11 protein-coding genes and 1 tRNA gene are annotated in these 10376 nt (G+C 48.9%); 5 read left to right on the top strand and 7 right to left on the bottom strand.

The window, feature by feature from the left end:
* Positions 1-466 precede the first annotated feature (466 nt).
* Positions 467-1036: a hypothetical protein gene (locus C3F13_04595; protein ID PWB55375.1), complete on the top strand. Its 570-nt coding sequence runs from the start codon at positions 467-469 to the stop codon at positions 1034-1036.
* A gap of 263 nt (positions 1037-1299) precedes the next feature.
* Complete coding sequence (locus tag C3F13_04590; protein ID PWB55374.1) at positions 1300-1752, top strand: hypothetical protein; 453 nt, start codon at positions 1300-1302, stop codon at positions 1750-1752.
* 58 nt (positions 1753-1810) lie between these two features.
* Here C3F13_04590 and C3F13_04585 read toward each other — a convergent pair whose 3' ends face one another.
* Both C3F13_04585 and C3F13_04580 read right to left on the bottom strand, forming a co-directional pair.
* Positions 1811-2503, bottom strand: a complete 693-nt coding sequence (locus C3F13_04585) for a hypothetical protein (GenBank protein ID PWB55373.1) — start codon at positions 2501-2503, stop codon at positions 1811-1813.
* Positions 2504-2530: 27 nt separating this feature from the next.
* A complete protein-coding gene (locus C3F13_04580; GenBank protein ID PWB55372.1) occupies positions 2531-3751 on the bottom strand; it encodes an iron-sulfur cluster-binding protein in 1221 nt (406 codons plus the stop codon).
* A 215-nt stretch (positions 3752-3966) separates the two neighbouring features.
* On the opposite strand from C3F13_04580, the gene C3F13_04575 reads away from it, so the two are divergent.
* Together C3F13_04575 and C3F13_04570 are read left to right on the top strand one after the other, a co-directional pair.
* The gene (locus C3F13_04575; GenBank protein PWB55371.1) at positions 3967-4917 is read left to right on the top strand and encodes a ribokinase; all 951 of its coding nucleotides are present in this window, start codon (positions 3967-3969) and stop codon (positions 4915-4917) included.
* Positions 4901-5815 (top strand): pseudouridine-5-phosphate glycosidase, encoded by a 915-nt coding sequence (locus tag C3F13_04570; GenBank protein PWB55370.1) that lies wholly within the window; start codon positions 4901-4903, stop codon positions 5813-5815. The genes C3F13_04575 and C3F13_04570 overlap by 17 nt, the downstream gene beginning before the upstream one ends.
* A 73-nt stretch (positions 5816-5888) precedes the next feature.
* Here C3F13_04570 and C3F13_04565 read toward each other — a convergent pair whose 3' ends face one another.
* The 3 genes from C3F13_04565 to C3F13_04555 are packed head-to-tail and all read right to left on the bottom strand — an operon-like array spanning position 5889 to position 8528.
* A complete protein-coding gene (locus tag C3F13_04565) occupies positions 5889-6878 on the bottom strand; it encodes a hypothetical protein (GenBank protein PWB55369.1) in 990 nt (329 codons plus the stop codon).
* An 11-nt stretch (positions 6879-6889) separates the two neighbouring features.
* On the bottom strand, positions 6890-7660 hold the full coding sequence (locus C3F13_04560; protein ID PWB55368.1) for a 2-hydroxyhepta-2,4-diene-1,7-dioate isomerase: 771 nt from the start codon (positions 7658-7660) through the stop codon (positions 6890-6892).
* Positions 7661-7670: 10 nt separating this feature from the next.
* Positions 7671-8528 (bottom strand): hypothetical protein, encoded by an 858-nt coding sequence (locus C3F13_04555; protein PWB55367.1) that lies wholly within the window; start codon positions 8526-8528, stop codon positions 7671-7673.
* A 112-nt stretch (positions 8529-8640) separates the two neighbouring features.
* On the opposite strand from C3F13_04555, the gene C3F13_04550 reads away from it, so the two are divergent.
* Positions 8641-8714: transfer RNA gene (locus C3F13_04550), tRNA-Val, on the top strand.
* A gap of 41 nt (positions 8715-8755) precedes the next feature.
* On the opposite strand, the gene C3F13_04545 is transcribed toward C3F13_04550, so the two are convergent.
* Both C3F13_04545 and C3F13_04540 read right to left on the bottom strand, forming a co-directional pair.
* Positions 8756-9955, bottom strand: a complete 1200-nt coding sequence (locus C3F13_04545) for a hypothetical protein (GenBank protein PWB55366.1) — start codon at positions 9953-9955, stop codon at positions 8756-8758.
* Positions 9956-10066: 111 nt separating this feature from the next.
* Positions 10067-10258, bottom strand: coding sequence for a hypothetical protein (locus C3F13_04540; protein ID PWB55365.1), 192 nt, complete (start codon positions 10256-10258; stop codon positions 10067-10069).
* Between the last annotated feature and the right edge of the window lie 118 nt (positions 10259-10376).

Below are 10376 nucleotides of genomic sequence, written 5' to 3'. Positions count from 1 at the left end.
CCGGCAGATTTTAAGTCTGCTGCGTCTGCCAATTCCGCCACCGCCCCGCAGGGGTAATTTTACTTGATTTATGAAATTAGACAAGGAAAAATGTGGGGACTTTTACTTACACAGTGTTGCCACTGCGACGACCGCGCAATTTTAAGTCCCCTGTGCATCTGCCTATTCCGCAACTGCCCCGCAGGGACATTTTTACCTGAATTATGGATTAAGACAAGCAACATGGAAATCAAAATAAATATGGAACGTATCTCTACTACAACTAATTATGTTAGGGTGCCGGGTCGAATTTTCCTGGATCCTCTATTAAAGCCTGAATATAGCAATAAATAACCGCATGTTGCTAGGATAAATGCGAACTCCAAGAGTTGCGATAGATTCTCTTTTTTATTACCCGACTATATTTCCATATTATTTCGGTGGGAGTAAAATTCATTGACAAAATGGAGGGTAGAATAAAACAATTATGGATCACTTGAGAATGCCCCCTGATTCCCAACAAAATGTGAATAGAAGAAGTGATCGGACATGGGGTTGGATATTCTCCATAATCGGGGTATTTATTACAATGTGGGGCTTTGCATGGCTTTGTTGGGGAATTTATGGTTACTTCGACCCACCTGTAAATTTTACGCCAAGTAAGATGCTACTCCTGGCAATATTATTTGGTCAATCAGGTTTACTTCTTGGATTTTTGATATTTGTGTATGGTACCAGAAGGATACGATCTGCATGGGGAACGGATATGACCTCCACCGAGAACAAAGATGTTGATGGAAGAAAGAATCGTACCTGGGGCTGGATATGCTCAGTTTTCGGAGGATTATTTACTCTATGGGGCATTTTATTTATGGTTCTAGCAATTATTAATGCATTCATCATACCAGGTTCAACTGATTCAATGGCTGATGCACAATTAAGTGTTCAATGTTATTTACCCGGGTTGCTGATTGGTATCCCATTATTGTTAATAGGTAGCCGGATGATTATTTCTGAGGTGAGTACAAATTATCCATTGCAGAAAACTAATAATTGAATAACAAAAACAAAATGCAAACCCCGTTTGCGATTTTTCCGATTATATTAATTGATTAACGTTTTTTGAAGAATCGCGCAAAATTTGAGCCGATATCATGGTGTTATCAGTAGATTATAAGTCCTTTGCGTTTACCTAATCTATAACTCCCCAGCAGTCAAAATTTATAACTTGTTACTAAATCTCAGCAGCCCCTGCACTAGAAATCAGGCTAATTTCTTGCAACGTGATAGGGTAGAAATGGTACCCTTCATCGTCCCAGACTGCATAAATGCATTCTTTTGGCAGTAGAGAGGTGTGAGTTCGTGAACAAGTTTTTTTTGATCCTATTGCTAATAGTATCTATTCTCTTGTCTGGGTGTGATAAAACAGCGCACAAATCTGCCGTCACCGGGATCATTGACCATTCTCACCGCATGACACTCCCGGCGGGGGCTATCATCAGTGTCCTGCTGGTTGATACAACCAAATCTGGATCACCCGGTAAAAAGATCGCCGAGGAGGTAATCAAGGGTGAGGGAGAAGAAATCCCGATGCCATTTGTAGTGGTATACGACCCCGGCAGGATCAACGAAGAACATACGTACAGCATTACTATAAAGATAGAAGACGAAACTGGTAAATTACTTTATACGAACAATGATAAAGTCCCGGTAATCACCCAAGGAAATCCGACGCAGCATATCGATGTGTCTGTGGTGCTTGCTGACGGGTAAACGAAGTTTTTATATCTGTTGATTACGATGCTGCACTCTATGCAGTGAAAATAGCATTTCAGGTGGTGGGTTGGCTTTTTTTCGATCTTAACCGTCGCTTTTTATACCACCTTGCATAGCTTGACGAAAAATGAACCCAGGGGCTGGATAAGTTAACTTCAAATTGTGCTTCCTTCAAAGCTAACTTTAAACTGTATGTATCATCAAATTGGGGCAAGATCAGTGAAGATTTTCCCACTTCCCTCAGGGTATGCGAATCTGAGCCAACTGTGCCAGGTAAGTTATGGTGTTTTGCAAATTCAGCAGCCTGGGTATTAGCCTTACTATCCATGCAGCGAGAGTTGAAAACCTCGATAGCATCCACACGTGAGGCAATCTCTGTCAAATCCTCAATTTTCCAGTGTCCGGCTCGCAACGTGTCAAACGGGTGAGACACTGATATGAAGGCTCGTTGTGACCGAAGCCGTTCAATCGCCTCCTGGGCAGATAAGCCAGCCGGTATCGCTTCTTGCAGGAAGTATCCCAGCAGCTCACCCTGGAGGGTCATTATCTCCTCACCAACAATGATCAACGCAGGATCTAGCTGTTGGGCATGTAGCGCGCCATCAAGCGAGTTATGATCTGTGACGGCTAATCGTTGGATACCTTTCTTGTGGCATGTTGCAATCAGCTTGTCTAGGGTGACAAGTGAATCTTTCGATTGTCCAGTATGGCAGTGAAATTCAGCCTTCACCAATTCTGGTTCGGTCATGGTTGTTTACTTGAGTTATTTACCCAATTATCTGCGTTTTTTCCCGCGTAGGAAATTAACCAATAGCCCTGCCAGGATTGAAGTAGCTACACCAATGGCTACACCCGCCTGAATGACAGTCTTGGGCTCCATCCCGGGCATAACCACGCTGCCATCGCCATATGATTGGAACAGTTTCCCCCACTTGGTCTGCAAGGCAGCCTGCACACGCCTGCGCCCGACAAATGGATACCAGTAAACGTTGTGATAGAAATTACTCGCAAAATATGCCCAGGGCACCAGGGGGCTACGCAGCAATGGTTTTTCAAAGGAGTGCAGCCAGCCATGATAGATCATTTTCTGGCCGCGACTGGCAAAGGTATCTTCCTGGATGAAACCCCAGCTCGTGGCGGCGATTTCTGGTTCCCCGACAATCTCGATCTGGCGTGGATCACCCACCCCCATCCCTTTTTCATGGGCAATCCGAATGAATGGGAGGCTCAGCGGGTCAAAACCTTGAAGTTTGGCACTCACGGCATCGATAGCGACCTGGTCTGCAGAAGCGAGAAGCACATCCGTTTCGTGCCAGCGCATGGCACGTGGGCCGGGTCCATCTCCGGAGAAGGTGCCATCCATCACGGCAAAAATCCCTGGGTGGATATCCTGTTGGATCTGCAGCAGGTCGACGAGGGTTTGGTGGATCAGGCCATGCGTGTAATGACGATTACGGCCCAGCAGTCCACCAAATGCATTTTTCATTGCACCGGTAATGGTGGTAAACACGTGAGTTTTAACAGTCGGCAAGTGGATGATATTCATCCCGATCATCGGTTCGGGAATGAACAGCCCCTCCGGGAAAATCTTATCCAAAACCAGGAACGGCGTTTTAGGCCGGTATTCAACCCACCTGACGGAGAGGTCGTAGGTATAGATGCACGGCACGTTATATTTTTCAGTGATCAGCTTATGTTTATTGTTCACTTCAGCATTGGCAGTATTGACTACCACAGTGTCATTGTGAACACCGACCAGGTCTTCATAACCAGCATGATTCAACGCCCGTATCACCCCCTCGATTTGCCAGGGTGTGGAGGAGCATGCCGGGTACCAGGTTTGCCAGGAGATGTTTATCTTCAAGCCAGTCCGTTGTGTATCCGGCAGGGCTTGCTCGAAACCCGCTAATTTCATCAAGCGCTCGATGTCATCAAAAATTGTTTCAGGGGTAGTTTTAATCAGGGCTACCCTGCCCTTACCCGGAAAGTTGGTCATTTTTTACCTCCGATAGGTTCCAAAGGGTAATTTTATCAATATTATGCATGACTGGTTGTTGAGATTCCTATTAGTATTTTTTATTATAGATATCTCTTCCGTATGCAGCTTAAGATTGATGCATAAAGTATTCCAAATTATCGTGTTGTTCAGGAGATACAAAATAATAAAATTTCCGGTACAATATCCATGCAATTCCTATGTGAGAAACAACGATGCTGGATGACCACACCACTTCCTCAGAAATGCCAATTCTGGTAATTGGCGCTGCTGGTTGGGATATGGTTGGGAAGATCAAAAGTAAGCTCATACCCCATACGTCCAATCCTGCCCAAATCCGCCATTCATTTGGCGGGACTGCCCGCAATGTGGCAGAAAACCTGCTTCGTTTAGGCACACCTGTCACCCTGATGACCGTCGTGGGGGAGGATGATACGGGCGATCGACTGATCAGAGAAATGATAGACGTGGGGGCGAATGTGGAGGCAGTCTTACGCTCATCTGACTTTCCTACAGGATCCTACCTGGCGGTCGTTAATGAAGCTGGCAAGCTTGAGTACGGCCTGGATGATATGAGGTTGCTGGCTGAGCTTTCGCCAAGCTATATCCACAACCAGGAGCATCTGTTTGAGCAAGCCTCGATGGTTTTTATCGATACTAACCTCTCCAAGGAATCCACCCGCACCATCATGTCGATTTCCAGGAGGTTAAAGTTGCCGGTGTGTGCTGATCCAACCTCACAGCATTTGGCAGGTAAACTGATCCCTTACTTATCCAGGATGTACATGGTGGTTCCAAATTTCAGAGAGGCGGCCTTCCTTTGTGATCGGAAATCTGAACCAACCACTCGCCGTGAAGCCATCAATGCAGCCAAGTGCCTGGTAAGTAATGGAGTTGAGATCGCGATTGTAACCATGGATGGAGCCGGTGTATGTTATGCAACATCTGAGACAAGTGGATATGTGCCTCCGGTGAATACAGATATCATTGATACGACTGGTGCAGGAGATGCACTCACCGCAGCTGTTTTGTTCGGCCTGCTTAATGAGATGCCCATCGATGACGCCGTCCGGTTGGGGGTGGCCGCTGAATCCTTGACCATGGCTTATCGCGGGGCAGTCTTCCCTGACCTATCTTTAGAGAGGCTTTATGACCAGCTTCATTAAGGAATATTTCAATATCCACCCGGAAATATCCCTGGCTCTAAAGGATGGAAAGCCTATTGTCGCCCTCGAATCGACCGTGATCACCCATGGATTGCCGTTCCCTGAGAACCTGGATCTCGCCAGGAGCCTGGAAACAGAAATCCGTGCTGCTGGATGTTTACCGGCGACGATAGCCATCCTGGATGGAAGGATATGCGTTGGTCTAGAACCCAATCAACTGGATCAATTAGCACAGGGGAAAGATATCCTCAAGGTTAGCAGCAGGGATATTGCATTTGTGGTCACCAGCCATAAATGGGGTGGGACGACTGTTGCAGGCACCCTGGCAATCGCTCAGGCAGTGGGAATTAAGGTTTTCGCCACCGGGGGAATCGGTGGTGTGCATAGGCAAGCACCCTTTGATATTTCTGCTGATCTTCAACAGCTAGCCCGGTCTCAGCTGGTGGTGGTGTGTGCCGGCGCGAAGGCCATCCTGGATATCCCAGCGACCCTCGAGGTGCTGGAGACGAATGGTGTGCCTGTGATCGGATATAAAACGCAAGATTTTCCAGCTTTCTTCTCTCTGAGCAGTGGAATGAGTGTGGGTGCACAGGTTGAGACCGCCCATGAAGTTGCCGAGCTTGCGAAAGCCCATTGGAAGCTTGGTCAGCAGAGTGCGGTACTTCTGGCAGTTCCTCCACCGGCTGAGGTGGCCATGGAGCGATCGGCTGTCGAAGCATTTATTGATATCGCTCTGGGTGAAGCACAGCAGCAAGGGATCCACGGGCAGGCTGTGACCCCGTTCCTGCTGAGCAGGGTAAGCGAATTGACCAGTGGAGCCAGCCTGCGAGCGAACCTGGGGCTGCTGCGTAACAATGCCCATGTGGCTGCAGAAGTTGCCCAGTTCTTATACTCCTGAACTAGCATTTTATACCTTGAGGTGAAGTTTTTTACCCAGGCGGAGACGCCTGGATTATTTTAACTCCCTGCTATCACGGTTTTGGTGTTATCTCGGTGGCGGTTGGGGCATGCGTGGCGGAAGGCGTGGGTGGAGTCTTGGTGGGTGTAGGGGCGAGGGTGTAGGCTGCGGTAAACGTGGGTGTGATTCGCACGGGGCTGGGTGTGGTGGTTATTGTGGGCATGCGCGTATCTGACGGGCGGGGTGTGGGGGAAGCCGTCAGCGTTTGTGAAGGTGTGGCACTTGGCACACCAGTGGGTGGCGAGCCTTCCACGGTGAAGCGCCCGGAGGTTTTCCAGCTGTTGCCCACAAAAATCTGCACCTCATATTCACCCGCCAGCCATAGATATGGCTCAGGATTCCAGTCCGTATAGCCAATGCCTCCGGTCCCGCCGTCCCACGGCTCGGTTTCATAATAAACCAGCTGGCTACCGTAATACCACAGAGCAGTCCACTGTGCCCCAGGGGTCATCTTGTCGTAGGTGAATTGCGCATAAAGATGGCCAACCGGGTTTTGGAAGACTGTGTTCGGTTCTATCGGGAGATAGTCTTTATCCAGGGCAGTTGCGAACTGGAGCGGGCTAAAGACCGCTTCTGGGTTAGGTGTGGTTGTGCTGGAAAATTTTTCCTCGATAATCAACGGCATATGAGGCGTGGGCGTTATGGTCGGCGTATCCGACACTGACGGGGTGGGTGTGATCGTAGGCGTCTGAGTGATGGTGGGGGTGAGGCTGATGGTAGGGGTAAGTGTGATCGTGGGTGTGTGGGTAGGCGTAACCGTGGGTGGAAAGTAACGGTAGGCGATAGGCTCGGCGAAACGTCTGGCGAAAATGGCGACCAGGATTAAGACGATGGACAGGGCAACCATCCTCCAGCCCGTCACCATTCGATCGCGGCGCATACGGAAGAACTTGAGAGTGCGTGCCTTGCGAATCGAGCGAATACCAGCCCATAGCCCATATGCTGCCAATACAGAAAGCAGGGCAACGATGGTAATCACGCCGGTGTGGATATCTAGCTTCATAACCAAAATGATTAAGACTGAACTTCCACCGCCACTGTGTTACACAGCTTGCCAATACCTTCGATGGAAACTTCCACTGTATCTCCTGGGTGGAGTGGGCTGATCCCGGCAGGAGTTCCCGTCATGAGCACATCGCCTGGCTCCAGGGTCATGATGGAGGATACATAGGCGATCAGCTGGTCAATATGGAATATCATATCGCGCGTGGATGCCATCTGGCGGAGCTGACCATTGACATGGCAGGTGATCATTGTATCTGACGGGTTAATGTCGGTATCGATCCAGGGACCCAGCGGTAAGAAGGTATCGAAACCCTTACTGCGTGTCCATTGCCCATCTTTGCGTTGCAGGTCGCGGGCGGTGACATCGTTGCCGATGGTATAGCCAAAGATATAATTTCCGGCGTCAGGGGGCTGGATCCAACGGCCTCGTCTGCCAATGACAACTGCCAATTCAGCCTCATGGTCGACCTGCTCGGATTGGGGTGGTAGGAATATGGTTTGGTTGGGACCGATTACTGCAGAGGGAGGTTTGAGAAAGAGTAGAGGTGTCGTCGGAACCTCCGCATTAGTCTCTTTGATGTGCTCAGTATAATTCCGCCCAACACAGATGATCTTGCCTGGGAGGATGGGAGCAAGAAGTTGGACCGAATCCAAGGGAAGCGTCGCTTCCAGGCGTTGGTATTCGCCAAATGGTGAGCCCACTAGCTGCCCAATAATTAAATCATTTACCCAACCATATTGAGGTGGCTCAGAATTTTTGCGATAACGTATAAGACGCATGGGATATGCTTTAGTTTTCTGATTCCTGGATGCGCGTCGCCAGATCCGAAATTGCCTGCTCGGCACCTGAGAAGCGTTGTGAGAATGACCAATGCAGGGCTTCAACCAGGATGTAGATGATCGCACTGATCACGATCATACCACTGGTTGAGGAAGGATGTTCGGATGCGGCCAAGACTACGCTAGCAGAGCGTGCAGTTGGTAGTGAGGCTGCCCCGACGATGGCTGCAGTGGGAATCTTGCGAGCTTTCGCCTCAGCCAGCGAGCGGGCGATAAAAGGCGATTGGCCGGTGACATCGATGGCCAGGAGTAAATCTTGTTGTGAGGCGGTGTGCACCGTGCGGGCGAAATCAATCACCCCCGGGCGGGCGATATAAATCGGAAAGCCACCTTGTTCCAAGAAATATACCAGATTATAAGCGGCTGGTTGAGCAGGTGACTCGACCAGGAGGATGATTCTCCGGGCATTTCCAATCTCATTGACCAGTTTCTCGATGGAACTGATATCCAGCATGAGGCGCATCTGGTCGAGCTCCTGGCGTAAGTTCTCCAGGGCAGCCGTCACAACCCCGGGGAGAGAATCGAGCTCACCTTCGGATTGGGGATGGTAGAGAAGATTACGTCTGACCTTGTCACGGATCTCACGCAGCAGCTCAGGGTAACCTTTATAACCCAGATGTTGCGAGAAGCGGACTACTGTTGCCGCATCGAGGTTCAAGGCATGGGCCAACTCACTGGCAGTCATAAACGAAGCCTGGATGTAAGAATCAAGCAGGAAATCTGCCAGTTTGGCGAAGCTTTTGGACATGTTAGGGCGATCACGACGGATTCGTTCTTCGTAGGTCATAATCCTCTCCAAACTCATCATTTTTTAATACAAAGTGTATCATAAAGTACCCTAGAAATGCAAACGAATTTGCGGATGGTTGGTGGAGAGTGCTTACAAAGTTGCAAAGGAAATAAGGTATAATCAGCCCGTCGGGCGGATAGTTCAGTTGGTCAGAACGCCTCTCTTACACAGAGGAGGTCGTAGGTTCGAGTCCTATTCCGCCCACACTATATGTGACCAAAACTGCGGGTTTCCTGCAGTTTTTTCTATATCTGGGGGGTGGTTATTTGGTCAATTTCAACTGGGTACAGTTCGGGTACAGTTTGGGTACAATTTGATACAATTCGTAATGGTGTTACAAGATCGCTGATCAGGCTGGCGGCCTCGGTCTGCATGCCGGGGATCAGGTGCCCGTAGATGTCAAGAGTTATTGACACCCTGGAATGCCCCAATCTTCTTGATACGATTAGAGGTGGTATGCCATGGTTCAGCATCAGGCTTGCCGCCGTATGCCTGAGATCGTGAAATCGTATTCTCGGTAAACCAGCTGCAGCTAGAAGTGTAGTGAACTCTCTGAGCAAATTGCGTGGATTGATCGGACCACCAACAGAGTTGGTAAATATCAAGCCGTTCTCCACCCATTTTTTACCAGCCTTCACGCGCAATGCTTGCTGTCTCTCGGAATGCCTTCTCAACACCTGAATGTCATTCCCCGCAAGTTTGAGAGATCGCTTACCAAACTTAGTCTTTGGTGTGCTGAACTCGACATTTTTCCCGTTTGTCCGTACTAATTGACGCTCGACCTTTATTGTCTGTCTGAGCCAATCTAGGTCTTCCCACTTCAGCCCAAGCAGCTCCATCTGCCTCATCCCTGTCACCATCGCCAGGTGAAATAGGGCACTCCAACGGTGTTCCAGAGCCGATACCAAGAACTGATTTGCCTGGGTTTCATTCAGGATCTGCATTTCCTTTTCAGGTGCTTTCGGTGGCTTGGCATAGCTGGCAGGGTTGCGCGGGATGGTACCCATCTTTACAGCAAATTCCAGCGAGCTATGTAGCAGTGTGTGGGTCTTTTGGATGGTGTATGCTCCAATCCCTTCTTTGTTTAGCCGGTTGTATAGCCCCTGGATATGCTCAGTTTTAAGGTCTTTCAGCGTGATCCTGCCAATCCGTGGAGAGATATGCTGGCGGATAAGCTGTTGGTAATGGGACCAGGTTGACGGCTTCAAAATTGCTTGCTCGGTCTCGATCCACTCCCCAAGAAATTCTGTCATGATTAGCTTCGTGCTGGCATAGGTCAGCCCGGTCTCTATTTGCTGTTGCGTTAGTTTGATCCAAGCGTACGCTTCTTGCCGAGTCTTGACAGTTTTGGTTAACCTTTTACCTTGCAATGTTATAGAAGCACGCCAGGTACCATTTTCTCGGTGGGTCAGACACCCCTCGTTATTTCCTCGTCGTTTTGCCATTTCCTTTATCTCCTTTCTCTTTGGAAGTAATAAAGGAAAGGCGACCCGCAATATTTGGTTGTTAAGGTGCGATGATACGGAATCATTTTAGCATTGTTTCGCATATCACACCTATCCATTGAGCTTGCATTTTTCAATATATTCAGCCAGATCAGGTTCTGTCACGCGGCTACACTTCCCGATCTTGACCATTCGGATCTCCCCACTTTTCATTAACTGGTAAGCAAAACTCTTCGAGATCTGTAATTTCGTCGCAACATCTTCAGCTGTTAGCAACCTTCCCACACCTTGTTCTGAGTCCATCCAATCCTCCGCAGTAGGTTTTGTGTTTGTGGTTAGATCTCTCGGTACTTTCGTGGAAAATTGTCTGCGAGGAATTTCCACCGAGAGGCTCCTAAGACCTAAAGACGTACTACCCCCA

Source organism: Anaerolineales bacterium (assembly GCA_003105035.1).
GTDB lineage: Bacteria > Chloroflexota > Anaerolineae > Anaerolineales > UBA4823 > FEB-25.
Note: the sequence above shows the minus strand (reverse complement) of the source record. Positions and strands in the feature narration are given on the sequence as shown.

Coding starts and splice junctions, on each gene's coding strand:
- C3F13_04565 (PWB55369.1), bottom strand. CDS start 6,878: ATGAAGCTAGATATCCACACCGGCGTGATTACCATCGTTGCCCTGCTT.
- C3F13_04555 (PWB55367.1), bottom strand. CDS start 8,528: ATGATGAGTTTGGAGAGGATTATGACCTACGAAGAACGAATCCGTCGT.
- C3F13_04580 (PWB55372.1), bottom strand. CDS start 3,751: ATGACCAACTTTCCGGGTAAGGGCAGGGTAGCCCTGATTAAAACTACC.
- C3F13_04595 (PWB55375.1), top strand. CDS start 467: ATGGATCACTTGAGAATGCCCCCTGATTCCCAACAAAATGTGAATAGA.
- C3F13_04540 (PWB55365.1), bottom strand. CDS start 10,258: ATGGACTCAGAACAAGGTGTGGGAAGGTTGCTAACAGCTGAAGATGTT.
- C3F13_04545 (PWB55366.1), bottom strand. CDS start 9,955: ATGGCAAAACGACGAGGAAATAACGAGGGGTGTCTGACCCACCGAGAA.
- C3F13_04585 (PWB55373.1), bottom strand. CDS start 2,503: ATGACCGAACCAGAATTGGTGAAGGCTGAATTTCACTGCCATACTGGA.
- C3F13_04575 (PWB55371.1), top strand. CDS start 3,967: ATGCTGGATGACCACACCACTTCCTCAGAAATGCCAATTCTGGTAATT.
- C3F13_04570 (PWB55370.1), top strand. CDS start 4,901: ATGACCAGCTTCATTAAGGAATATTTCAATATCCACCCGGAAATATCC.
- C3F13_04560 (PWB55368.1), bottom strand. CDS start 7,660: ATGCGTCTTATACGTTATCGCAAAAATTCTGAGCCACCTCAATATGGT.